This is a genomic window from Microbacterium sp. C7(2022) (genome assembly GCF_028823665.1).
Lineage (GTDB): Bacteria > Actinomycetota > Actinomycetes > Actinomycetales > Microbacteriaceae > Microbacterium.
Genome location: NZ_JAPEHV010000006.1, coordinates 1 through 22944, shown reverse-complemented (window position 1 = coordinate 22944; position 22944 = coordinate 1). Strand labels below are relative to the sequence as shown.

Below are 22944 nucleotides of genomic sequence, written 5' to 3'. Positions count from 1 at the left end.
GCGCCGCAGCCGTCGTGCACGGTCTCGTAGGCTGAACGCATGAGCGCGCACCTCCCGGCCCGTAGCCGACTCGTCCACGATGCCCTTCGGGCCGCCGGAATCCCCGGAGAGATCGTGGTCTTACCGGATGCGGCATCCACCGCTGCGCTTGCGGCAGCCGCACTCGGCATCGACGTGGGCGCCATCGCGAACTCCCTCGTGTTCTGGTCCGATGGTGAGCCGCTCCTGGTGATGACCAGCGGCGCACACCGCGTCGACACCCGGGCGCTCGCCGAGCGGCTCGGCAGGGACAACATCACGCGTGCCACCGTCGAGCAGGTGCGCGAGGCGACCGGGCAGGCGATCGGCGGCGTCGCCCCCACCGGGCATCCGTCCGCGCTGACCACCATCGTCGACGAAGCCCTCGCCAAGTACGACGAGATCTGGGCCGCCGGCGGCACGCCTCATACGGTGTTCCCTCTGACCTACGACCAGCTCGTGGCGCTGACCGGTGGGACAGTGGCGCGGGTCGACTGATCTGCCAGCTCAGTGTCCGCCGATGCGGCGGGAAAGCGTGGCTGCTGCGTCGGCGGTGAGTGCCGCGAGGTCGGCGTCGCCGGCGTCATCGCTCCACGTCACCGCGATGGCGGCAGCCGGCCACCCGACGTGATCGCGCACGACCGTGGCGACGGAGCGGAAGCCCAACGTGACCTCTCCGTCTTCCCTCGCCCATCCGCTTGCCCGCACCTCACGCAGCACCTCGCGTAGTTCGCCTGGACGGCGAGGGCCGCGCCCGGTGCGGTCGGCAAACGACGAGGCGTCGGGGTACAGTGCTCGCACCTGCTCGCGCGGCATTGCCGCGAGCATGGCGCGACCTGTGGCGGTGAGATGAGCCGGGAGGCGCACGCCGACGTCGCTCACGAGCGCGGGTGCACGAGGCGCTCTTTCTTCGACGATGTAGAGCACGTCGCGACCGGTCATCACGGCGAGGTGCGCGCTTTGGCCGGCGCGGTCGGCGAGGGCGGCGACAACGGGGCGTCCGAGACGCGCCAGCGGCTCTTGACGCGAGAATCCGCCCGCAAGTTCGAATGCGGCGGTGCCGAGGCCCCAGCGCCTCTCGCTTTCGACGTGGACGACGAAGCGGTGCGCGTGCATCGCGGCTAACAAGTGGTACACCGTCGATCGTGGCAGTGCGAGGTTTTCGGCGATGGTCCGAGCCGCAACGGGCCCGCGCTGGCGCGCGAGAAACGTCAAGATACGCAGCGTCTGCTCGGCAGCCGGTACCTGGGGTCGATCACCTGGATTGTCTGGCATACCAGACACACACTGTCACGAAGCCGTGGCGAACGCCACCAGCGGGGTGTGGACTTGTGTCCATGCCTTCCCCCGCTGTCATCGTTGGCGGTGCACCGCTTCGGCCGAGCGATGTCGTCGACGTCGCTCGCCACGGTGCCCGTGTGCAACTCGCCCCCGAAGCACTGAGCCGCGTGGCAACCAGTCGCGCCATCATCGATGCACTCGCGGATGACCCCGCACCCCACTACGGGATATCGACGGGGTTCGGCGCCCTAGCAACGACATTCATCGCGCCCGAGCGCCGCCACACGCTGCAGGCGAGTCTCATCCGGTCACACGCGGCGGGCACAGGAGCGGAAGTAGAGGCCGAAGTCGTCCGGGCCCTTCAGCTGCTCCGACTCCAGACGCTGGCGACCGGGCGCACCGGCGTCCGGATCGACGTCGTCGAGACGTACGCCGCGATGCTCAACGCGGGCATCACACCCGTGGTCTACGAGTACGGTTCCCTCGGGTGTTCGGGCGATCTCGCGCCACTCTCCCACGTGGCCCTCGCCGCGCTCGGGGAAGGGCACGTGCGCGTTGGGGGCCAGCTCGTCGCGGCATCCGAGGCTCTCGCCAGCGCGGGCATCGCGCCACTGCGCCTGCGCGAGAAAGAAGGTTTGGCGCTGATCAACGGCACCGACGGCATGCTCGGGATGCTGCTTCTCGCGCTCCACGATCTCGAGATCCTCCTCGACACGGCCGATGTCGCCGCGGCGATGTCGGTGGAGTCGCAGCTCGGCACCGATGCGGTCTTCGCCGCCGATCTGCAGGCGCTGCGCCCGCAGATGGGTCAAGCGGTATCGGCCGCGCGTCTGCGCTCACTGCTGGCGGGTTCGGGCATTATGGCGTCTCACCGCGACCCCTCCGTCTGCACGCGGGTGCAGGACGCCTACTCGTTGCGGTGTTCGCCGCAGGTCCACGGTGCAGCACGAGACACCGCCGATCACGCCGCGCTCATCGCGTCGCGAGAACTTGCCTCGGCCGTCGACAACCCCGTGGTCACCCTCGATGGGCGCGTGGAGTCGAACGGCAACTTCCACGGTGCACCGGTCGCGTATGTGCTGGATTTTCTTGCGATCGCCGCGGCGGACGTGGCATCCATCTCTGAACGGCGTACTGACCGTGCGCTCGATCCCGCGCGAAATCACGGGCTTCCGCCATTCTTGGCGCACGAAGTCGGGGTCGACTCGGGGATGATGATCGCGCAATATGCCGCTGCCGGCATCGTCTCGGAGCTCAAGCGTCTTGCCGCCCCCGCATCGGTCGATTCGATTCCGTCGTCCGCCATGCAGGAAGACCATGTTTCGATGGGGTGGGCCGCGGCGCGCAAGCTCCGTCGCTCGATCGATGGTCTGACGCGCGTGCTCGGCATCGAGGTGCTCACCGCGGCGCGCGCTCTCGACCTTCGCGCACCCCTTGCGCCGGCCCCGGCGACCGCGGCAGTGCGAGATCTCGTGCGGACGGTGGCCGACGGCCCGGGACCCGACCGATTCCTCTCACCCGACATCGACGCGGTGGCTGCGCTCGTCGCCTCGGGGGCCATCGTCCGTGCTGCAGCCGAGACCCTAGACGACCTGACGAGCGTGCACCCGCTCTAGGGCAGGGCAGAAAGGTGACGATGATGTCAGAACAGCAGATCTCGGAATCAGCGGGCGCGAGTGGCCCCCGTACGGTGCGAGCCGCTCGCGGGAACCAGCGCACCGCGCGCAGTTGGGGTGCGGAGGCGGCCAAACGCATGCTGATGAACAACCTCGACCCTGATGTGGCCGAGCATGCCGAGGACCTCGTCGTGTATGGCGGCACGGGGAAAGCCGCGCGGTCGTGGGCGGCGTTCGACGCGATCGTGCGGACGCTCGACGACTTAGCGCCAGACGAGACGCTGCTGGTGCAGTCGGGTAAGCCCGTCGGCGTCTTTCGCACCCACGAGTGGGCCCCTCGAGTACTCATCGCCAATTCGAACCTTGTCGGGGACTGGGCGACATGGCCCGAGTTCCGCCGGCTCGAGCAGCTCGGCCTGACGATGTACGGCCAGATGACGGCCGGCTCGTGGATCTACATCGGCACGCAGGGCATCTTGCAAGGCACCTACGAGACGTTCGCTGCTGTCGCGCGTTCGCTCGCGCGTAAGGCCGGTCGTGACATCGATTCGGCCACTTTGGCGGGCACGCTCACCCTCACGGCCGGCTGCGGAGGGATGGGCGGGGCTCAGCCGCTCGCCGTCACGCTCAACCAGGGGGCCGTACTTATTGTCGACGTCGACGAGTCGCGTTTGGCGCGCCGCGTCGAGCACAGCTACCTCGACCGATACACCACCGACCTCGATGAGGCGGTGACGCTCGTCCTCGCCGCCAAAGACGCCGGCGAGGCGCTTTCTGTCGGGCTCGTCGGCAATGCCGCCGATGTGTTCGCCGACCTGTTGGCCCGTGGCACGCCGGTCGACATCGTGACCGATCAGACCAGCGCCCACGATCCGCTGGCCTACCTGCCGCAGGGGATGACCTTCGAAGAGTGGAAGCGTGCGGCATCCGATGATCCCGAGGATTTCGCGCGGCGCGCGAGGGAGAGCATGGCGGCGCACGTGGCAGCGATGGTCGGATTTCAGGATGCCGGTGCCGAGGTGTTCGACTACGGCAACTCGATCCGCGCCGAAGCAGAACTGGGCGGGTACGACCGTGCATTCGCGTTCCCCGGCTTCGTTCCCGCGTACATCCGCGAACAGTTCGCCGAGGGTCGCGGCCCCTTCCGCTGGGTGGCGTTGTCGGGCGACCCTGACGACATCCGCAAGACCGATGAGGCTGTCGCGGCGCTCTTCCCCGACAACGCCGGGCTCGTGCGTTGGCTTGAAAAGGCGGGGAGCACGGTGCACTTCGAAGGTTTGCCGGCGCGGATCTGCTGGCTCGGGTACAAAGAAAGACACCTCGCAGGGCTCAAGTTCAACGAGATGGTCGCCAGTGGTGAGCTTGCCGGTCCCATCGTCATCGGTCGAGACCATCTCGACGCGGGCTCGGTGGCGAGCCCCTATCGTGAGACGGAAGGCATGGCAGATGGCTCGGATGCCATCGCCGACTGGCCGTTGTTGAATGCCCTCCTCAATACCGCCTCGGGGGCATCGTGGGTGTCGATCCACCATGGCGGCGGCGTCGGCATCGGGCGCAGCATCCATGCCGGTCAGGTCACCGTCGCCGACGGCACCCCACTTGCGGCCGAAAAGATCGAGCGCGTACTTACAAATGACCCCGGAACGGGTGTCATGCGGCACGTAGACGCCGGGTACGAGCGGGCGCGCGAAGTGGCGCACCAACGCGGTCTTGTGGTGCCGATGCCATGACCTCGACGCTGATCACGCACATCTCTGAACTGACCACGAACGTAGCGGTCGCCGGGGATCAGTGCGGCACGCGGCACGATGCCGCCGTGCTCATCGAAGATGGCCGAATCGCGTGGGTGGGTGCCGCGGCCGACGCTGAGACACGGCTTGCGCGATGGGACACGGCGGCGGACAGTGTGTTTCGGGGCGACGACCGTGTCTCGACGAAGCGTGTTCCTCCGGGCGTCGAGGTGGTGGATGCCGGGGGGCGCGCCGTCATTCCCGGGTTCGTCGACAGCCATACGCATCTGATCTTCGCGGGGGACCGCTCCGACGAGTTCGAGGCTCGGATGAGCGGCACGGCGTACGCAGCGGGCGGCATTCGCCGAACCGTTGCCGCCACTCGCGAGGCCAGCGACGCCGAGCTGCGAGCGCGATTGGCCGCGCTCGTCGCGGAGCTTCAGGCTCAGGGCACCACGACATTCGAAATCAAGACCGGCTATGGACTGACCGTGGACGACGAGGCACGCATGGCACGCCTGGCCGCGGAGGTCACGCCCGAAGTGACCTTTCTCGGCGCGCACGTCGTCCCCGCGGAGTATGCCGAACGGCGGGATGAGTACGTGGCGCTCGTCGTCGGCGACATGTTGCGTGCGTGTGCCCCGCATTCTCGATGGATCGACGTGTTCTGCGAGGACGGAGCGTTCACGGCGAACGAGTCCAGGGAGATTCTTCGAGCAGGCGTTGCCGCCGGTTTGCTGCCGCGCGTGCACGGAAATCAACTCGGCTACGGCGACGGAGTCCGCCTCGCGGTCGAGTACGCCGCGGCATCCGTCGATCACTGCACGTACCTGACGGACGAGGATGTCGCAGCCCTCGCCGCGAGCGAGACCGTGGCCACCCTGCTGCCGGGCGTCGAGTTCTCGACCCGTCAGCCGTATCCGTCGGCTCGGCGGCTGATCGACGCGGGGGTCACACTCGCCCTCGCCAGCGACTGCAATCCGGGTTCGAGTTTCACCAGTTCGATGGCACTCATGATCGCGTTGGCGGTTCGAGAGATGGGGATGACCCCCGCAGAAGCGGTGTGGGCGGCAACGGCGGGCGGAGCGCGGGCGCTGCGTCGCCGAGACGTCGGGCACCTCGCGGTGGGAGCGCGCGCCGACCTGGTGATGCTCGACGCGCCCTCCCGCGTACACCTTGCCTATCGGCCCGGTGTTCCGCTGGTCTCACGGGTGTGGCGCGGCGGCGAGATCGTCACGCCGAGTGAGCGTGCGTGGGGAAGCGCGCCGTGTCGAACGCACTGATACGCGACACGTCGCGTCAGCGCGGGGTGTGATGCGACCAGTCCGCCGGGTCTACAGCATCCACCACAGCCCAGTCATCGGTGTCCCACGTGAACGTCGCGACCGCGCAGGTCGGCATGTGCTCGATGCGATCGCGGGAGAGCGCGGCGGCGAGCGCTGTCATGCCGGGGTCGTGGGCGACGACCATCACGGCTCGGCAGTCGCTTTCGGTGGCTGAGCGCAGGAGATCTGAAGCGGATGCTCCGTACAAACGTCGCTGCAGCCGGACCGGCGTGCCGAGTGCGGTGGAGAAGAACTCAGCTGTCGTGCGCGCGCGCAGCGCGGTGCTCGACAGGATCGCCTCGGGGGTGAACCCGCTCGCGGCGAACTGTTCGGCCATGCGCGGCGCATCGCTGAGTCCGCGGGCGTTGAGGGGCCGGTCGTGGTCGGGGAGGGCCGGGTCGCCCCAGTCGGATTTGGCATGGCGAACGAGCGCGAGTCGGATCATGTGAGGGCCTTTCCGGCGAGAAGTTCCAGGATGCACAGCGCCGCCAGTCGAACGGTGCGGCCGTCGGCGGCGTCGGCCGTGGCATCCACTTCAACGATGTCGGCACTGCGCACCGACGTGTGTGAGCCGATGAGTCGGACGAGCTTCCGCAATTCCCACGCAGCGAGCCCACCGGGAACGGAGGCGGGGCATCCGGGCGCGACAGAACGATCGCAGACGTCAACATCGATATCGAGATGGATGCCGCCTCTGCCCGCGCCGGCGACCGCCAGCGCCGTGTTCACCGCCGCAGCAATGCCGCGATCTCGCACATCATCGACGGTGATCACGGTGATCCCGAGTTCCTGCGCGCGACGTGCGTAGGCGGCGGAGTTCGCGAAGTCCGAGATGCCGATCTGCGCGATCCGGCGCGGGTCCATGCCGGCCTCGATCAGGCGGCGCACCGGCGAACCGTTGCTCACACCGTCACGCAGGTCGTAGTGCGCGTCGAGCGTGATGAGACCAGCAGCATCGACGCCCAGTGCCACCGGACAGGTGAGCGAGTTGTCGCCGCCGACAGCGATCACGAGTCCGCTGCGCTGGGCAAGGTCTGCGCAACGGGAGCGCACGCGTGCTTCGCCTTCGTCGCCATCGGGATCGACGATGTCTCCGGCGTCGGCGAACGCCCGCGCGTGTGTCAGATCGTGTGGCCCGGGGCTGACGAGTGCCGGACTGTAGCGATCCAGCGCCGCGCGCACCGCGGCCGGTGTGGCGTGGGCCTGGGTGGGAGAAAGCGAGGTGCGCCACGTGGGCACTCCGACGAGCACGGCGTCATACTGCGCCCCCGGTGTGACGGACGGCCATCCACCGGCGCGCGGCCAGAGCGGGTCATGGGGGAGAGCGGTCGCGTCGATGTCAGTCGCCACCGTTTCGGTCGGCGTGCGTCACCGCGACGTATACCCACGCCGAACGACCACTCGACAGTCGCGCCCAGACGCGGTGATACAGCGAGACCTCATACTCGTCACAGGCATCGAGCTCGTCTTCGGTGATCCATAGCGCCATCCCCGCGACCTTGTCGAGCGGGTTCCCGGTCGCGCGCACGACCGGATGAGTGGAGAGCCCGGAAAGATCCACAACTCGGTGGTCTTCGATTTCGGCGTAGTCGACGGTATACCCGGGGAGGAAATCGGGTTCGGCGTGCACGAGCCGCCCGAGCGTGTCGAGCTGAACTTCGGGATGTTGGAGCGTCCCGTAGCTGAAGAGGAGCTGGTCGGCGGCCACGCGCCCAGGCTACCCGCGTCGGGGTGCTATGTGCACGGTGTTCTTTGGTGCGAAGTTTCTTGGTGCGAATCATCCCCACACGGCGTGTGCAACGGCGAAGATTACCAATCCCGCCAGTGCGCCCACGATGGTGCCGTTGAGTCGGATGTACTGCAGATCGCGCCCGACCATCAGCTCGATTTTCTCGGTGGTCTCATCGGCATCCCAACGGGCGACCGTGTCGGTGATGATCGACGCGATGTCGTGGCGGTACCGCTCGACGAGGAACGCCGCGCCGTCACTCACCCACGCGTCGAGGCGCTGCTGCAATGCGGTGTCGGTCTGCAGGCGGTCGCCGAGGTCGGTCAGGGCGGCGACTGCACGCCGGCGCAGAGCACTTTCGGGGTCGTCGAGCGCGGTGAGGAGCCCGCTCTTCGCGGCGTCCCATGCGCGCGCCGCGAGCTCTCGCGTGCGCGGGCTGTCGAACACTGCCGACTTGGCATCCTCGAACCGGCCGATCGTTGCCGGATCTGACTGCAGGTGGCCGGCGAGTCTGCTCAAATAGCCGTCGATGGCGATTCGTGCGGGGTGATGCGGGTCGTTTTGCATCGCCGTAACGAAGGCGACTGCTTCCTTGTATGCGGTGTCATCGATAAGGCGATGCGCGATCGAAGGCACCCAGCCCGGAAGCCGTCGCGAAAAGAGTCCGACGAACACCTCTTGGTGGGTCGCCAGCCACGTGGCGATGTTGTCGACCGCCATGTCGACCGCGCCGTGGTGCGCATCGGAGGCGACGATCCGTTCAAGCCATTCGCCCAGCGGCGGTGCCCACTCGGGGGCGATGAGATGCTCGCGCGCCATGTGCTCGATCAACTGCTGGACGTCGTCGTCACTGAGCGCGCGCAGGATTCCGGATGCCATCACCGAGCCCTCGGCGGTGACGCGCTCCGCGTGCGCGGGCTCGGCCAGCCATTCACCCAGTCGCGCGGCAACCGCGGCGGATTCGAGCTTTTCGCGCACGACCGCTTCGCGCAGGAACTCCGTTTCGACGAACTGCCCGAGGGTGCGGCCGATTTCATCCTTGCGTTTGGGGATGATCGCCGTGTGGGGGATGGGGATGCCGAGCGGATGCCGGAAGAGAGCCGTCACGGCGAACCAGTCGGCGAGCGCGCCCACCATGCCGCCTTCGGCAGCTGCCCGCACGTAGGCGAGTGCGGGCACCTCCTGTGACCAGATGAACGAGAACACGAACACCACGGCCATGAACAGCAGCGCTCCGAGTGCGACGGCCTTCATCACGCGCAGCGCCCGCCGACGTTCTTGGTCTGCGGGGCTGAGCAGCGCGGTGGGTGTGCGTGCCATGGCGCCATCCTCGCACGGTCCTCGTCCGTCGCGGACGCGTGTCGAACGGTCGGGGTGCGGGTTAGGCTCGCGGAATGAGCGAGATCGACGACATCACCCATCAGCTCGAAAAGCTCCTTGCCGATCCGATGGCCGACGCCGTCTCCGGTCACATCACGATCGTCGCCGCTTCCGCTCCGACCGGTCGCTCGCGCTATCAGGAATGCGCGCTCGAAGTGATCGCGCGGGCACCCGGGGTGCCAGACACCACCGTTCACACGGCCGTGGTCACCTCACGCAAGTACTGGCCAACTGTCGGCGCGGTTCTGCCCGCTCGGGTCTCGGTGTCGGCACCCGAGAACATCGACGTCGACTGGGACGCGCTCGCGCGCTGATTCGAGGGGGATGCCGTCAGGCGGGCTCGATGGGGCCTAACCACGCCGCCGCTACCGTCGAATGCGCGGATTCTGGATCCGATGGGTGGAACATCCCCGCCAACACATCGCGGTAGAGGCGGCCGAGTTCCGCTCCGGCGAAGTACGACGAGCCACCCGCGACCAGCACGGCATCGTCGACGATCGCTTTGGCTGCCGTCACGGCGCGGTGCTTGACGCCCGAAAGCGCTGCGAACCACTGGGCGCCGCGATCGACGCCACTATCGAGGTCGCGACACAGCGCGTCGATCTGCGGTGGCAGGGCGTCGTAGCGGAGCGCCATGTCGGCGATGCGCCACCGGATATCGGGATCCTGGCTGTAGGTCTTTCCGCTCTTCTTGGATCGGCGGGAGTGCGCGGTCGTCACGGCAACGTCCAGCGCGCGCCGCGCGATTCCGGTGTACACCGATGCGAGCAGAATCTCGAAGACGCTGAAGATGCCGAACACAATGGGGTCCGGGTTTGCCCCCGGTTCGATGCGGCGGACGACACGGTCGGCCGGCGCGATGGCACCCTGTAGTCGCGTCGTGCGCGATTGCGTGCCGCGCATCCCCAGCGTGTCCCAGTCGTCGGCGATGACGATCCGGCCGTCGGCGACCTCGGTGCGGGGCACGAAGGCGTACACCATGCGCGGGGCGTCCGGCGATGTCGTGTCCAGTCCGTGTAGCCCCAGGTACGTCCATACCGGCGCGAGGGAGGTGAAGATCTTCGTGCCGTGGAACGTGTACGAGCCATCGGGGTGGGGTGTGGCATCCGTGTCACTGCCGAACAAGACGAGGTCGTTGCCCGCCTCGCTGATGCCGAATGCGAATACGTCGCCGGCGGCGGCCCCAGCCTGCACGAAGCGCAGGTCATCGATACCGCGATCTGCGAGGACTTTCGCCACGCCCGTCCACACCAGGTGCATGTTGATGGCAAGGGCCGTCGCGGGGGCTGCGCCCGCGAGCCGCTGCTGCAGAACGGATGCTTCCGCCAACCCCAAGCCGGCGCCTCCCATCTCTTGCGGGACGAGGATCGACAGGTAGCCCGCGTCGCGGAGCTCGTCCAGATCGGCATCGGGGAAGGTGTTGTCGCGGTCGTGGACGGCAGCCCGCGCGTGGATGCGTGCGAGAAGTTCGTCTGAGAGGTATTCGGTGGGGTCGAATCGAGCGGTCACACAGCCATTGTGACCCTGCCGGTGAGCCTTCGCGCGAATACGCGGGAACCGCGGTGTGTGCGCTGCAGAATGTGGCTATGAACGTCATCGCCCGTACGCTGATCCCGCCGTCTCAGCGCCAGCCTGCCGACGCACTCCGTGACGCGGTTGATCTTGGACGCGGCGATGCCCTCGGCAAGCGGACGGGATTCCTCATCATGCTCGTCCTGTCGGCGGTGATCGCCGGTGCGGGGGTGCTGGGGGATTCGACAGCCACCGTCATCGGCGCCATGATCATCGCGCCCCTCGGCACCCCGATTCTCGGCATCGCTGTAGGCCTCGTGACAGGGAGGCGAGGTCTAGTGGGGCGATCGTTCCTGTGGGTCATGGGTAGCGTGGTGATCGTCGTGCTGATCGGGATGCTGCTCTCGGCATATATCTCCGACCCGGCTGAACTCGACACCAACTCGCAGATCGTCGGGCGTACTTCGCCGCAACTGCTCGACCTTCTCGCCGCCCTCGCGACCGGCACCGCGGGTGCATTCGCGATGTGCCGTCGTGACTTGAGCGCGGTGCTTCCGGGTGTCGCGATCTCGATTTCGCTCGTGCCACCCCTCGGGGTCGTCGGTGTGTGCGCCGGTCAGGGCGCGTGGGACGACGCGTTCGGCGCGTTTCTTCTCTTCGCATCCAACGTCGTGTCGCTGGTGATCGCCGGAAGCGTGGTGTTCACCATCGCCGGCTACGCCAAAGAGATCGGCTCGTCGCGCACGGCCAACCGCCGACGTGCATACACGGTCGTGGCGGTGCTGACATTGGTGATCACGATCCCGCTGGCAATCAACACGTCTGTGACTGTGGCGCTGGCGCACTGGACGAATGTGATCCGCGACGTCACGGGGGAGTGGCTCGTGGATGAGCCCGACGCCCAGGTGATCGGGGTGACGTGGAGTGGAGTGACCGCGACTGTCGAAGTCACGACGAGCGACGGCGACATCCCGTCGATCGACTCGCTGCGCACCGCGCTGGACGACGAAGTTCCCGCGTACGTCAACGTGACGATCGAGGTCGCTCCGGCCGTGTCGTATCCCGTGATCAGGTGATCGTCGAGACCGGTTCGGTGTCAGGGATCGGACTGGCGTCGCGACCTCTCAGGTCTGGGAAGCCGCGCACGAAGACGATCGCGACGAGCAGGCCGACGAGAGAAAACGCGGCTGCTGCGATGTATGCGCCCTGCGGCCCCACCCCGTCGATCAGGAACCCGGCGACGGCTGATCCGGCAGCGGCGCCGATGAGCTGTCCGGTGCCGATCCACCCATAGGCCTCGGCCGTCTCACTGAACTTCACACTGACCGATGTCATGGCGAAGAGCACCGCGAAGGCCGGGGCGATGCCGATTCCCGCGATGAGCAGCGTTCCTCCTAGCCACCACACGTTGAGAGAGACGATCGTGAGGACGAGCCCCAGAGTCAGGATGCCGAGCCGGCGCGCCATCGCCCATGGCCCGATCGGGATGTGGCCGAACGCGAGGCCGCCTGCGAGGCTTCCCACGGCGAATACGGCCAAGACGAGGCCCGCCTCGAGACCGTCATGGCCGAACGTGGCCACGACGCCCGCTTCAACGGCCGCGCATGCGCCAATCATGAGGAAACCGACGATGGTCGCCAGGACGACGGGCGGCTTCAGCAGAACGCGGCCCAGCGGGCGTCGACTACGCGGAATGCGCACTCGACCGACCTCGGGCGAAAGGATGAACCACGCACAGCCGACCGCCAAGATCACGACGATGAGCAGGAGCGCCGGTACCGTGCCCGCCTGCGTCGCGACGAGAGTGATGACGACCGGCGCGAAGATCCAGATGATCTCCTGCAAGGACGCATCGAGGGAGAACAGCGGGGTGAGTTGACGTGAGGTCACCATCTTGGGGTAGATCGTGCGCACGGCCGACTGCACAGGGGGCGTGGCGAGTCCTGCGATCAGGCCCACCGCCATGTAGCCGGCCAGCACCATCGGCACGAGTGCGATCGCCGCGATCGCCAGTACGCACACGATCGTGGTCACGGTGAGGACTCGACGCATTCCCCATATGCCCATCCACCGACTCGTGACGGGCCCAGCAACGGCTTGGCCGACCGATGTTGCGGCGAGGACAAGTCCGGCAGCGCCGTATGAATCGGTCACCTGCTCGATATGCAGCAGGATCGCGAGGCTCGTCATGCCGTTGGGGAAGCGCGCCGTCAGCTGCGCCGCCATGATGCGCCCGACCCCGGGTGTCTTGAGAAGATCGCCGTAGCCCGCCACCTTTACACGTTAGCGCTGAGGGGGCCAGTGACACGACACGCCGCGACACGCCGCGCGCGCTTTCCACAGGCAGATCCGATGGCTGCGGACGCGTGGAGGGGCGAACCTGTGGATGGATGTCTGAGGCCCGAGGGAAACTGGCGGAATTCAGGCACTTTCGGCACGTCAGGCGATGTCGCGTCCTGTGGATGAAACGGTGGAGAACCTGTGTTGAACATGGGGAGAGCAGTGGAAAATCACACCGATGTAACTACTAGCCCTTGTGGTGCTATCGAATGTCGGTACCCATATGTAGTATTGGACTCCCGGTGGGGGGCCTACCGGAGAGATCACCGGATGTGAGGGGAGAACGGATCCATATGGCGATCACCGTTTACACAAAGCCTTCGTGCGTGCAGTGCAACGCGACCTATCGCGCACTGGACTCGAAGGGCATCGAATACGACGTGCTCGATCTGTCGGAAGACCCGGCAGCACTGGAGCAGGTCAAGGCGCTGGGTTACCTCCAGGCGCCGGTCGTCATCACTGATGAAGACCACTGGTCGGGCTTCCGTCCCGACAAGATCGACGAGCTCGCTTCGCGTCTCGCGTGACATCGTGGCAACCGCCGTCGCGCAGCGTGGATCGGTTGCCTCGAACGAGACCACGACGCCCCTTTTGGTGTTCTTCTCGAGCGTGTCGGGCAACACAGCACGCTTCATCGAGAAGCTGGGCGTCCGAGCGGCCCGGATCCCGTTGCATCCGTCGGATCCGGCCCTCGTGGTCGATGAGCCATACATTTTGGTCACTCCCACTTACGGGGGAGGCCAGGGGCGAGGCGTCGAGAAGGGCGCTGTCCCCAAGCAAGTGATCCGCTTCCTCAACGACGAGCGAAACCGGAGTCTCATCCGCGGAGTGATTTCCGCGGGCAACACAAATTTCGGCGAACACTTTTGTCTCGCCGGAGACATCATCAGCCGCAAGTGCAACGTGCCGCACCTGTACAGGCTCGAGGTATTCGGCACGCCGGAAGACGTAGAACGCGTAAGCGAGGGACTAGAACGATGGCAGACACCGCGGTGAGCACACCGACCTTCAAGACAGAGGCACGTTTCGAGGGACTGGATTACCACGCCCTCAACGCGATGCTGAACCTGTACGACGCCGACGGAAAGATCCAGTTCGACGCCGACAAGCGCGCGGCGCGGGAGTACTTCCTGCAGCACGTGAACCAGAACACGGTGTTCTTCCACTCGCTCAAAGAACGTCTCGACTACCTCGTCGAGAAGGAGTACTACGAGCCGGCGGTGCTGCAGAAGTACTCGTTCGAGTTCATCCAGCAGCTCAACGACCTCGCCTACGGAAAGAAGTTCCGCTTCGAGTCGTTCCTCGGGGCGTTCAAGTACTACACCAGCTACACGCTCAAGACCTTCGATGGCAAGCGCTACCTCGAGCGCTTCGAAGACCGTGTCGTGATGACAGCGCTCGGCCTGGCCGACGGTGACGAAAAGCTCGCGATCGAGCTGGTCGAAGAGATCATCTCGGGACGCTTCCAGCCGGCCACCCCGACCTTCCTCAACACTGGCAAGGCGCAGCGTGGTGAGCTCGTGTCCTGCTTCTTGCTGCGCATCGAAGACAACATGGAGTCGATCGCGCGCGGCATCAACTCCGCTCTCCAGTTGAGTAAGCGCGGCGGTGGCGTCGCACTGCTGCTGTCGAACATCCGCGAGTCGGGTGCGCCGATCAAGCAGATCGAGAACCAGTCCAGCGGCATCATTCCGGTGATGAAGCTGCTCGAAGACAGCTTCAGCTACGCAAACCAGCTCGGTGCGCGCCAGGGCGCGGGTGCGGTGTATCTCAACGCCCACCACCCCGACATCCTGCGCTTCCTTGACACGAAGCGTGAGAACGCCGACGAGAAGATCCGTATCAAGACCCTGTCGCTGGGTGTCGTGATTCCCGACATCACGTTCGAGCTGGCAAAGAACGCGGAGGACATGTACCTGTTCTCGCCGTATGACGTCGAGAAGGTCTACGGCGTGCCCTTCGGCGACATCTCGGTGACCGAGAAGTATCGCGAAATGGTCAACGATCCCCGCATCAAGAAGACAAAGATCAACGCTCGCGAGTTCTTCCAGACCCTCGCAGAGATCCAGTTCGAGTCCGGCTACCCGTACATCATGTTCGAGGACACGGTGAACAAGGCCAACCCGATCAAGGGTCGGATCAACATGTCGAACCTGTGCTCCGAAATCCTGCAGGTGAACACGCCGACGACGTACAACGAAGACCTGTCCTACGCCGAGATCGGCAAGGACATCTCGTGCAACCTCGGCTCGATGAACATCGCGTTGGCCATGGACGGTGGCGACCTCGGCAAGACCGTCGAGTCCGCTATTCGCGCGCTCACGGCCGTGAGCAACCAGAGCCACATCAGCTCGGTGCGTTCGATCGAGGACGGCAACGACCGCTCACACGCCATCGGTCTCGGGCAGATGAACCTGCACGGCTACCTCGCTCGTGAGCGCGTGCACTACGGCTCTGAAGAGGGCATCGACTTCACGAACATCTACTTCTACACCGTGCTGTTCCACGCTCTGCGCGCGTCCAACCAGATCGCGATCGAGCGAAACCAAGCATTCGACGGTTTCGCCGACTCGACGTATGCGACGGGTGAGTTCTTCGACAAGTACATCGACCAGATCTGGGAGCCGGCGACCGAGAAGGTCAAGGATCTCTTCGCCGGCATCCCGATCCCGACGCAGGAGGACTGGAAGGCGCTCAAGGCGAGCGTGCAGGAACACGGCATCTACAACCAGAACCTGCAGGCGGTGCCGCCGACCGGCTCGATCTCGTACATCAACAACTCGACGAGCTCGATCCACCCGATCGCCTCGAAGGTCGAGATCCGCAAGGAAGGCAAGCTCGGCCGCGTCTACTACCCGGCGCCGTTCATGACGAACGACAACCTGGAGTACTACCAGGACGCCTACGAGATCGGCTACGAGAAGGTCATCGACACGTATGCCGCTGCGACCCAGCACGTGGACCAGGGCCTGTCGCTCACGCTGTTCTTCAAGGACACCGTGACTACCCGCGACATCAACAAGGCGCAGATCTACGCATGGCGCAAGGGCATCAAAACCATTTACTACATCCGCTTGCGCCAGCTGGCGCTCGAGGGAACCGACATGACGGAGTGCGTCAGCTGCATGCTGTGACGCGCTGATCAGGGACTTTAGACAAGGACGACGATGGCTGAAAAGCTGCAGCTCCTGGACCACGTTCAGGCGATCAACTGGAACCGCATCCAGGACGACAAGGACCTCGAGGTGTGGAACCGCCTCGTGAACAACTTCTGGTTGCCCGAGAAGGTGCCGCTGTCGAACGACATCCAATCGTGGAACACGCTGACGCCCGAAGAGCAGACCCTCACGATGCGCGTGTTCACCGGGCTTACGCTGCTCGACACGATTCAGGGCACCGTGGGAGCAGTTTCACTGATCCCCGACGCGCTGACGCCGCACGAAGAAGCCGTCTACACGAACATCGCGTTCATGGAATCGGTGCACGCCAAGAGCTACTCGTCGATCTTCTCGACCTTGTGCTCGACGAAGGAGATCGACGAGGCCTTCCGCTGGTCGATTGAGAATCCGAACCTTCAGAAGAAGGCTCAGATCGTCATGGAGTACTACCGCGGGGACGAGCCGCTCAAGCGCAAGGTCGCATCGACCCTGCTCGAGTCGTTCCTGTTCTACTCGGGCTTCTACCTTCCGATGCATTGGTCATCCCGCGCGAAGCTCACCAACACTGCGGACCTCATCCGTCTGATCATCCGTGACGAGGCCGTTCACGGGTACTACATCGGGTACAAGTTCCAGCGCGGTCTGGAGAAGGCCACCCAGGCTGAGCGTGACGACATCAAGGACTACACGTTCTCGCTGCTGTACGAGCTCTACGACAACGAAGTGCAGTACACGCAGGATCTCTACGACAGTGTGGGCCTCACCGAGGACGTGAAGAAGTTCCTGCACTACAACGCCAATAAGGCGCTCATGAACCTCGGCTACGAGGCGATGTTCCCGGCGAGCGTCACCGACGTGAACCCGGCGATCTTGTCAGCGCTGTCGCCCAACGCAGACGAGAATCACGACTTCTTCTCGGGTTCAGGTTCGTCCTACGTCATCGGCAAGGCCGAAGCCACGGAAGACGACGACTGGGATTTCTGAGCGTTGTAGAGGTAGTTAGCCGAGGACCGCAACTCCGAAGCTCGTGACGACTGCCCGGACTTCGGTGAGATAGCGCTCGGCCTGTTCGGTGAGTGGGATCGAGGCGTGACCGATCCAGCCGATCTCGATCCGCTCATCGACGTCGAGCGGAATGGCGACGATCTCAGGATCGAGTTGATCGCTGATGATTCCGGTCGAAATCGTGTAACCGTCCAAGCCGATCATGAGGTTGAAGATCGTGGCGCGGTCGGCGACGCGGATCTCCTGCTTGCTCGACAGTGTCGAGAGGATTTCCTCCGCGAAGTAGAACGAGTTGTTCGCGCCCTGATCGAAGGTGAGCCGCGGAACATCCGCAAGATCGTCGAGCGTTACGCGCGATTGAGCGGCGAGCGGATTGCGTCGGGAAATGAAGATGTGCGGTTCGGCAAGGAACAAGGGATGGAAGGCGAGTCCGGAGTCCCGAAGCAGCTTGTCGATGACCTTGCGGTTGAAGTCGTTCCGGTAAAGGACCCCGATCTCGCTGCGAAGGGTGCGGACATCTTCGATGATGTCCCACGTGCGTGTCTCGCGCAGCGCGAACTCATACTCGATCGCGCCGGAAGCCTTGACCATTCGGACGAACGCATCGACCACGAACGAGTAGTGCTGCGCTGACACGCCGAGGAGGCGCCGTGACGGCGGTCGGCCGAGATAGCGTTGCTCGAGCAGCGACACCTGCTCAACCACTTGTCTCGCGTACCCGAGAAACTCGGCGCCATCGGTCGTGAGGCTGACGCCTCGAGCGGAGCGGACGAGCAGCGCCCGACCGACGCGAGCTTCGAGGTCTTTCATCGCTGCAGACATGGTGGGCTGTGCGACGTAGAGAAGGTCGGCTGCGGCCGAAATTGACCCTTCGGCCGCGACCTCGATGAAGTAGTGGAGTTGCTGCAGCGTGACGCCGCTCGTCGCCTTGGCCATAGGTAAAGCCTATATCTATGGATAGTTTTCGTGAGTTACCCGATGGCTTGACCGTGCTTGCACCATGGATGGACCACCTCCGCAGGCCGAGCCCGGCCGATCGACATCCACCGGATTGACACTCATGGCGAACGCCTTCACGTTCAACATCACGACGACACGCTTTGACGAGAACTATTCACCGTCGGAGAACTCCCGCGCCACCACGAACTTTGCGAACCTGGCGCGCGGAGAGCATCGCGCGCAGAATCTCAGAAACGCGCTGACGATGATCGATCGCCGCTTCAACGACCTCGCTTCGTGGGATAACCCCCACGGAGACCGCTACACGGTGCAGCTCGACATCATCTCGGTAGAACTGTGTTTCGCCGTGGCGGACGCTGATCAGCAGTTCCCACTCATCGAGGTTCTCGATGTGCAGATCATCGACACCTGGACGGGCACCCGCCGCCACGGGATTGTGGGGAACAACTTCTCTTCCTACGTGCGCGACTACGACTTCAGCGTGCGACTGCCCGCCGTCAACACCGACAAGGCGAACCCCACGATTCCGGACGACTTCGGTGATCTGCACGGCAAGCTCTTCCAGCACTTCCTCGAATCCGAGCCCTACCGGGAACTGTTCCCGCAGGCACCGGTCATCTGCATCAGCGTCTCGACGAGCCAGACCTACCACCGCACGGCGAACCGGCACCCGGTGCTCGGCGTCGAGTACCAACAGGAGGAGTCCTCCCTTACGGACGAGTACTTCGCGAAGATGGGGTTGAAGGCGCGCTACTTCATGCCGCGCGGCGCCGTTGCCCCTCTCGCGTTCTACCACCGCGGCGATCTGCTGAACGACTACTCCAACCTGCAGTTGATCGGGACGATCAGTGCCATGGAGACCTTCCAGAAGATCTACCGCCCTGAGATTTACAACGCCAACTCCGCTGCCGCAACGGTCTATCGACCGAGCCTGGACGCGCACAACCACTCGCAGACTGACATCGCGTACGACCGCGTTGAGCGCAGCCACCTGGCCGCCACGCAGGGTGCGTACACCGATGAGCACTTCATCACACCCCATCGCGAGCTGCTGGAGCAGTGGGCCAGTGACCGGTCCGTACCCGTCGGCTGATTAACGGAGCTTCTCGATCATGAACACATTCCTTCCCACCTCGATCGTCGGGAGCCTCCCCAAACCATCGTGGCTCGCGGAGCCCGAGACGCTCTGGTCCCCGTGGAAGCTAGAGGGCACGGCGCTACGCGAAGGCAAGCAGGATGCACTGCGCGTCGCCGTTCAGGAACAGACCCGTCGGGGCATCGAGATCATCAGCGATGGTGAGCAGACTCGCCAGCACTTCGTGACGACGTTCATCGAGCACTTGAGCGGAGTGGACTTCGAGCACCGCAAGACCGTGCGCATCCGCGATCGCTACGATGCGAGCGTCCCGACCGTCGTCGGCTCGGTGACCCGCGAGCATCCTGTCTTCGTCAACGATGCACTGTTCCTTCGCCAAGCCACCGATCGCCCGATCAAGTGGACTCTGCCAGGCCCGATGACGATGGTCGACACTCTGTACGACGACCACTACAAGAGCCGCGAGAAACTGGCATGGGAATTCGCAACGATCCTCAATCAGGAGGCGAGGGAACTCCAGGATGCCGGAGTCGACATCATCCAGTTCGATGAGCCCTCGTTCAACGTATTCTTCGACGAGGTCAAAGACTGGGGCGTCGCGGCGCTTGAGAGGGCGACCGAAGGACTCCGCGTCGAGACCGCCGTGCACATTTGCTACGGGTACGGGATCAAGGCGAACACCGACTGGAAAGCCTCACTCGGATCGCAGTGGCGGCAGTACGAGCAGTCCTTTCCGCTCCTGCAGCGCTCCTCCCTCGACATCGTTTCGCTGGAATGCCAGCACTCCCATGTGCCGATGGACCTCATTGAGATCCTGCGCGGCAAGAAGGTCATGCTCGGAGCCATCGATGTCGCAAACGAGGTCGTCGAGACACCCGAAGAGGTAGCGGACACCCTCCGCAAGGCCCTCGCGTTCGTCGATGCCGACAAGCTCATCCCCAGCACGAACTGCGGCATGGCCCCGCTCCCGAGGGACGTGGCACTCAAGAAGTTGAGCGCGCTGAGCGCCGGCACCGCGATCCTCCGCGAAGAGTTGGCCGCGCAGCAGCTGAGCGTTGTGTCATGAGCTCCACGGCGACCCCGGCACACGGCGATGATCCGGCATCGGCGCACGGCTTCCCGTCGTCGCTGTCGCCCGATCACTTCAAGGCTCTCTTCCGCGGGCACCCGGGAGGAGTCGCGGTCATCACCGCTGACGCGGGGGACGGACCTGTGGCGCTCACCGCCACGTCGGTCTCGTCGGTGAGTGCCGATCCACCGCTGCTGATCTTCTCGATCTCGGCCATGTCTTCGGCATCCGATGTACTCGCGCGTGCCGAGACCGTCGTGGTCCACTTCCTTGACGCGAACGACCTGGAACTGGCCAAACTCGGTGCCGAACGAGGGATCGATCGCTTTGCGGCAACGCACCGTTGGTCGCGCCTGGTCACGGGCGAGCCGGTCTACCGCGATGTGCGGGCGTGGGTGCGTTGCGCGGTCATCGAGCGAATGGATGCCGGGACCTCGACAGTCATCGCCGCCCACGCGCTGCAATCGCACATCGAGCGGGACGTGGACACGGACGAGCACGGTGAACCACTGGTGTATCACAACCGCACCTGGCACCGGCTTGGCACGCACTCTCGCATCGAGGTGTGATTCGATCGCTGTATGAAGACGGTTGCGCGATGGCTCCTGGCAGGATCGCTGGTTTTCGCCGGGATTAGCCACCTGTTCTGGGCCCGAAAGGAATTTCAAGCCCAGGTTCCTGATTGGACCACCGAGGTCACGACGCTCGACAAGGATGCCGTGGTCGTGGCATCCGGCGTCGTCGAGGTCATGCTCGGTGCATCACTGGTTGCGCTCCCGCGTTCCCGCAGTCGCATCGGACTCATTCTTGCCGCGTTCTTCGTGGCCGTCTTCCCCGGAAACATCGAGCAGTACACGAAGAGGCGCGATGGTTTCGGTTTGGACACGGATCGCAAGCGGCTGGTGCGGTTGCTGTTCCAGCCCGTGCTCGTGGCTTGGGCCTACTGGTCGACGCGTCCGTCGCGCTAACTCAGCGCTTGAGCGATGAGGTGACAGTGAACTTGCTGTTGCGCGCGATCTGCCGCGTGGGGCCGACGATGCGTTCGAGCGCGGCGCGGTACTGAAGCGGCGAGTTCCACACCACTCGAAGTTCGCCTCCGGGGCGTAGCACTCGCGCAGCGTCCTCGAACATGCGCGGCGCGATGTGCTCCGAGAGCGCAGCGCCCACATGGAACGGCGGGTTCAACGCTATGAACGACGCAGACCCTGCGGTTTGACTGGCAAGCATGTCATCGCGCACGACGTTGATGCGCTGATCCACTGAGTTGGCCCGTGCGGTTTCGCGGGCGGACGCGACCGCGGCGTACGACTGGTCGCACGCATACACCTCGAGCTCACTGTGACGTAGCGCGAGGGTAGTCGCGACGATTCCGGTGCCGCACGCGAAGTCGATGACGGTGCCGTCAATGGGGGTCTCCGCCGGCAGATTCTCCAGCAGGAATCGTGTGCCGATGTCGATGGATGCCCCGGCGAAGGCGCCGCCGTATGCACACACCGTGATCCCATCGTGCGCGGCGCGGCGCGGGACGGGGTCGCGCCCGTTGTGTGGGCCGCGGGCGATCAGCACTCGTGACTTCTGTCGTGCGTGCGTGACGTCGACCGTGTAGAAGTGCTCACGGAGCACCTCGTTCATGGCGAGCGTCATGTGCTTGATTCGTCCGCCCGCGAAGACCACGACATCAGGTGATGCGTGTGCGGCGACGAGTCCGGCGATATCGCGCAGCGCCTCAAGTGCGCGGGGGAGGCGCATGAGCACCACGCGAGCATCGCGCACGAGGTCGGGGCTCAGGGGGAGCGATTGGAACGCATCGAATCCCGCGTTTGCTGCGTTGGTAGCAAGCGCTCGTTCACCGGTGAGCGGGTCCTGATGCACGCGGATACGGCGGCCGTCACTGCGCGGAGCCGCTTTCGCTGCTCCGAGCGTGAGCGCGCCGTAGTTGTCTCCGATGACGACGATCTCGTGGGGAGAAAAGACATCGCGCGCGGGTGCGGACTCATCGAGGATCAGCCGATCCGCGGCGTCCACCGCGTGCAGGTCGGGCCCTTCGAGATCCGGCCAACGGCGCAGCGTATCGAGCGAGATTGTCACCCCTCAACGGTACTGCGGGCGGGGACGTAGGCTGAGGGCACCCGACGTTCGAGGAGAAACGTGTTCCGTACACCCCTTGCCCTTTTCCGCACTTTGGCGATCGCGGAGGCGGTGTCGTGGACGCTGCTCATCGCCGGTCTGATCCTGCGGGCGACAGCGGGGCTGGATGTTGCGGTGTCTATCGGCGGCGGGATCCACGGCTTCGTCTTTCTCGCGTACGCCGCAACCGCCGTGCTGGTTGCCAAGAACCAGCGGTGGCGCATCGGCCCCACCACGACCGCGATCGTCAGCGCCGTGATCCCATACGCGACGATCCCCGTCGAAATCTGGTTGCACCGCACCCGCCGACTCGAAGGGGAGTGGCGCATCGTCGCAACGGATGATCCCCGTGATAGCGCGTGGCACGACCGCGTGATGCGCTGGTTCCTCGGGCGACCATGGGTACTGGCTCTCCTGCTCGGCGCCGGTGTCGTGGTCGTCTTCACCGTGTTGCTGCTGATCGGGCCTCCCGGGGGACGCGACTAGTGCGAGTCTCGGGAGTTCACCCCTTGATCAGGTCGTCACCGGCCGATTGGTCAGCACCCCGGGGGTGCGACACGCCCGGGGTGTGGGGTGGATTTGTGGGTTGGTGGGGTTG

The 22944-nt window shown here is 65.0% G+C and carries 24 protein-coding genes; 15 read left to right on the top strand and 9 right to left on the bottom strand.

The window, feature by feature from the left end; all coding sequences use genetic code 11:
• Positions 1-39 precede the first annotated feature (39 nt).
• On the top strand, positions 40-516 hold the full coding sequence (locus tag ON062_RS10455) for a YbaK/EbsC family protein (protein WP_274647086.1): 477 nt from the start codon (positions 40-42) through the stop codon (positions 514-516).
• Positions 517-525: 9 nt separating this feature from the next.
• Here ON062_RS10455 and ON062_RS10450 read toward each other — a convergent pair whose 3' ends face one another.
• Complete coding sequence (locus tag ON062_RS10450; RefSeq protein ID WP_274647085.1) at positions 526-1293, bottom strand: IclR family transcriptional regulator; 768 nt, start codon at positions 1291-1293, stop codon at positions 526-528.
• A gap of 62 nt (positions 1294-1355) precedes the next feature.
• Here ON062_RS10450 and hutH point away from each other — a divergent pair, with 62 nt between their 5' ends.
• From hutH to hutI, 3 genes are read left to right on the top strand one after another with little or no spacing between them, the layout of a single operon-like run.
• A complete protein-coding gene (gene hutH, locus ON062_RS10445; protein WP_274647084.1) occupies positions 1356-2915 on the top strand; it encodes a histidine ammonia-lyase in 1560 nt (519 codons plus the stop codon).
• A 23-nt stretch (positions 2916-2938) separates the two neighbouring features.
• Positions 2939-4645 carry a urocanate hydratase gene (locus ON062_RS10440; RefSeq protein ID WP_274647083.1) on the top strand — a complete coding sequence of 569 codons (1707 nt, stop codon included), beginning with the start codon at positions 2939-2941 and terminating at the stop codon, positions 4643-4645.
• The gene (hutI, locus tag ON062_RS10435) at positions 4642-5928 is read left to right on the top strand and encodes an imidazolonepropionase (protein ID WP_274647082.1); all 1287 of its coding nucleotides are present in this window, start codon (positions 4642-4644) and stop codon (positions 5926-5928) included. The genes ON062_RS10440 and hutI overlap by 4 nt, the downstream gene beginning before the upstream one ends.
• Positions 5929-5944: 16 nt before the next feature.
• On the opposite strand, the gene ON062_RS10430 is transcribed toward hutI, so the two are convergent.
• The 4 genes from ON062_RS10430 to ON062_RS10415 all read right to left on the bottom strand — a co-directional run bounded on the left by ON062_RS10430 (position 5945) and on the right by ON062_RS10415 (position 9019).
• Positions 5945-6415, bottom strand: a complete 471-nt coding sequence (locus ON062_RS10430; protein ID WP_274647081.1) for a histidine phosphatase family protein — start codon at positions 6413-6415, stop codon at positions 5945-5947.
• Positions 6412-7320 (bottom strand): arginase family protein, encoded by a 909-nt coding sequence (locus ON062_RS10425; RefSeq protein ID WP_274647080.1) that lies wholly within the window; start codon positions 7318-7320, stop codon positions 6412-6414. Before ON062_RS10425 ends, ON062_RS10430 begins: the two co-directional genes overlap by 4 nt.
• A complete protein-coding gene (locus ON062_RS10420) occupies positions 7310-7678 on the bottom strand; it encodes a gamma-glutamylcyclotransferase family protein (RefSeq protein WP_274647079.1) in 369 nt (122 codons plus the stop codon). Before ON062_RS10420 ends, ON062_RS10425 begins: the two co-directional genes overlap by 11 nt.
• A 69-nt stretch (positions 7679-7747) precedes the next feature.
• A complete protein-coding gene (locus tag ON062_RS10415) occupies positions 7748-9019 on the bottom strand; it encodes a DUF445 domain-containing protein (protein ID WP_274647078.1) in 1272 nt (423 codons plus the stop codon).
• A 74-nt stretch (positions 9020-9093) separates the two neighbouring features.
• Between ON062_RS10415 and ON062_RS10410 the strand changes: the two genes are divergently transcribed.
• Positions 9094-9393: a hypothetical protein gene (locus tag ON062_RS10410; RefSeq protein ID WP_274647077.1), complete on the top strand. Its 300-nt coding sequence runs from the start codon at positions 9094-9096 to the stop codon at positions 9391-9393.
• 16 nt (positions 9394-9409) lie between these two features.
• Here ON062_RS10410 and ON062_RS10405 read toward each other — a convergent pair whose 3' ends face one another.
• Positions 9410-10588 carry an acyl-CoA dehydrogenase family protein gene (locus ON062_RS10405; protein ID WP_274647076.1) on the bottom strand — a complete coding sequence of 393 codons (1179 nt, stop codon included), beginning with the start codon at positions 10586-10588 and terminating at the stop codon, positions 9410-9412.
• Positions 10589-10665: 77 nt separating this feature from the next.
• Here ON062_RS10405 and ON062_RS10400 point away from each other — a divergent pair, with 77 nt between their 5' ends.
• A complete protein-coding gene (locus tag ON062_RS10400) occupies positions 10666-11667 on the top strand; it encodes a TIGR00341 family protein (protein ID WP_274647075.1) in 1002 nt (333 codons plus the stop codon).
• Here the strand turns inward: ON062_RS10400 and ON062_RS10395 are convergent.
• On the bottom strand, positions 11660-12865 hold the full coding sequence (locus ON062_RS10395) for an MFS transporter (RefSeq protein WP_274647074.1): 1206 nt from the start codon (positions 12863-12865) through the stop codon (positions 11660-11662). The genes ON062_RS10400 and ON062_RS10395 overlap by 8 nt on opposite strands.
• A 359-nt stretch (positions 12866-13224) precedes the next feature.
• On the opposite strand from ON062_RS10395, the gene nrdH reads away from it, so the two are divergent.
• The 4 genes from nrdH to nrdF are packed head-to-tail and all read left to right on the top strand — an operon-like array spanning position 13225 to position 17073.
• Complete coding sequence (gene nrdH, locus ON062_RS10390; RefSeq protein ID WP_274647073.1) at positions 13225-13458, top strand: glutaredoxin-like protein NrdH; 234 nt, start codon at positions 13225-13227, stop codon at positions 13456-13458.
• Between the two features lie 4 nt (positions 13459-13462).
• Positions 13463-13927, top strand: a complete 465-nt coding sequence (nrdI, locus tag ON062_RS10385) for a class Ib ribonucleoside-diphosphate reductase assembly flavoprotein NrdI (RefSeq protein WP_274647072.1) — start codon at positions 13463-13465, stop codon at positions 13925-13927.
• Positions 13909-16065, top strand: coding sequence for a class 1b ribonucleoside-diphosphate reductase subunit alpha (nrdE, locus tag ON062_RS10380; protein ID WP_274647071.1), 2157 nt, complete (start codon positions 13909-13911; stop codon positions 16063-16065). Before nrdI ends, nrdE begins: the two co-directional genes overlap by 19 nt.
• 33 nt (positions 16066-16098) lie before the next feature.
• Positions 16099-17073, top strand: coding sequence for a class 1b ribonucleoside-diphosphate reductase subunit beta (nrdF, locus tag ON062_RS10375; protein ID WP_274647070.1), 975 nt, complete (start codon positions 16099-16101; stop codon positions 17071-17073).
• Positions 17074-17088: 15 nt separating this feature from the next.
• On the opposite strand, the gene ON062_RS10370 is transcribed toward nrdF, so the two are convergent.
• Complete coding sequence (locus ON062_RS10370; protein WP_274647069.1) at positions 17089-18030, bottom strand: LysR family transcriptional regulator; 942 nt, start codon at positions 18028-18030, stop codon at positions 17089-17091.
• 124 nt (positions 18031-18154) lie between these two features.
• On the opposite strand from ON062_RS10370, the gene ON062_RS10365 reads away from it, so the two are divergent.
• The 4 genes from ON062_RS10365 to ON062_RS10350 are packed head-to-tail and all read left to right on the top strand — an operon-like array spanning position 18155 to position 21187.
• On the top strand, positions 18155-19147 hold the full coding sequence (locus ON062_RS10365; protein WP_274647409.1) for a putative oxygenase MesX: 993 nt from the start codon (positions 18155-18157) through the stop codon (positions 19145-19147).
• Between the two features lie 19 nt (positions 19148-19166).
• Positions 19167-20216, top strand: a complete 1050-nt coding sequence (locus ON062_RS10360; RefSeq protein ID WP_274647068.1) for a methionine synthase — start codon at positions 19167-19169, stop codon at positions 20214-20216.
• Complete coding sequence (locus tag ON062_RS10355) at positions 20213-20788, top strand: flavin reductase family protein (RefSeq protein WP_274647067.1); 576 nt, start codon at positions 20213-20215, stop codon at positions 20786-20788. Before ON062_RS10360 ends, ON062_RS10355 begins: the two co-directional genes overlap by 4 nt.
• Before the next feature lie 12 nt (positions 20789-20800).
• Positions 20801-21187 carry a hypothetical protein gene (locus tag ON062_RS10350; RefSeq protein ID WP_274647066.1) on the top strand — a complete coding sequence of 129 codons (387 nt, stop codon included), beginning with the start codon at positions 20801-20803 and terminating at the stop codon, positions 21185-21187.
• 1 nt (position 21188) lies between these two features.
• Here ON062_RS10350 and ON062_RS10345 read toward each other — a convergent pair whose 3' ends face one another.
• The gene (locus ON062_RS10345; RefSeq protein WP_274647065.1) at positions 21189-22307 is read right to left on the bottom strand and encodes a class I SAM-dependent methyltransferase; all 1119 of its coding nucleotides are present in this window, start codon (positions 22305-22307) and stop codon (positions 21189-21191) included.
• A 60-nt stretch (positions 22308-22367) separates the two neighbouring features.
• Here ON062_RS10345 and ON062_RS10340 point away from each other — a divergent pair, with 60 nt between their 5' ends.
• On the top strand, positions 22368-22832 hold the full coding sequence (locus ON062_RS10340; RefSeq protein ID WP_274647064.1) for a DUF3817 domain-containing protein: 465 nt from the start codon (positions 22368-22370) through the stop codon (positions 22830-22832).
• Positions 22833-22944 lie beyond the last annotated feature (112 nt).

What these genes read in the sequence shown, in the direction of transcription:
- ON062_RS10450 (WP_274647085.1), bottom strand. Translation starts at nt 1,293, where the DNA reads ATGCCAGACAATCCAGGTGATCGACCCCAGGTACCGGCTGCCGAGCAG.
- nrdH (WP_274647073.1), top strand. Translation starts at nt 13,225, where the DNA reads ATGGCGATCACCGTTTACACAAAGCCTTCGTGCGTGCAGTGCAACGCG.
- ON062_RS10400 (WP_274647075.1), top strand. Translation starts at nt 10,666, where the DNA reads ATGAACGTCATCGCCCGTACGCTGATCCCGCCGTCTCAGCGCCAGCCT.
- ON062_RS10410 (WP_274647077.1), top strand. Translation starts at nt 9,094, where the DNA reads ATGAGCGAGATCGACGACATCACCCATCAGCTCGAAAAGCTCCTTGCC.
- ON062_RS10455 (WP_274647086.1), top strand. Translation starts at nt 40, where the DNA reads ATGAGCGCGCACCTCCCGGCCCGTAGCCGACTCGTCCACGATGCCCTT.
- ON062_RS10365 (WP_274647409.1), top strand. Translation starts at nt 18,155, where the DNA reads ATGGCGAACGCCTTCACGTTCAACATCACGACGACACGCTTTGACGAG.
- ON062_RS10440 (WP_274647083.1), top strand. Translation starts at nt 2,939, where the DNA reads ATGTCAGAACAGCAGATCTCGGAATCAGCGGGCGCGAGTGGCCCCCGT.
- hutH (WP_274647084.1), top strand. Translation starts at nt 1,356, where the DNA reads ATGCCTTCCCCCGCTGTCATCGTTGGCGGTGCACCGCTTCGGCCGAGC.
- nrdE (WP_274647071.1), top strand. Translation starts at nt 13,909, where the DNA reads ATGGCAGACACCGCGGTGAGCACACCGACCTTCAAGACAGAGGCACGT.
- ON062_RS10370 (WP_274647069.1), bottom strand. Translation starts at nt 18,030, where the DNA reads ATGGCCAAGGCGACGAGCGGCGTCACGCTGCAGCAACTCCACTACTTC.
- hutI (WP_274647082.1), top strand. Translation starts at nt 4,642, where the DNA reads ATGACCTCGACGCTGATCACGCACATCTCTGAACTGACCACGAACGTA.
- ON062_RS10350 (WP_274647066.1), top strand. Translation starts at nt 20,801, where the DNA reads ATGAAGACGGTTGCGCGATGGCTCCTGGCAGGATCGCTGGTTTTCGCC.
- ON062_RS10355 (WP_274647067.1), top strand. Translation starts at nt 20,213, where the DNA reads ATGAGCTCCACGGCGACCCCGGCACACGGCGATGATCCGGCATCGGCG.
- ON062_RS10430 (WP_274647081.1), bottom strand. Translation starts at nt 6,415, where the DNA reads ATGATCCGACTCGCGCTCGTTCGCCATGCCAAATCCGACTGGGGCGAC.
- ON062_RS10360 (WP_274647068.1), top strand. Translation starts at nt 19,167, where the DNA reads ATGAACACATTCCTTCCCACCTCGATCGTCGGGAGCCTCCCCAAACCA.
- ON062_RS10415 (WP_274647078.1), bottom strand. Translation starts at nt 9,019, where the DNA reads ATGGCACGCACACCCACCGCGCTGCTCAGCCCCGCAGACCAAGAACGT.
- nrdF (WP_274647070.1), top strand. Translation starts at nt 16,099, where the DNA reads ATGGCTGAAAAGCTGCAGCTCCTGGACCACGTTCAGGCGATCAACTGG.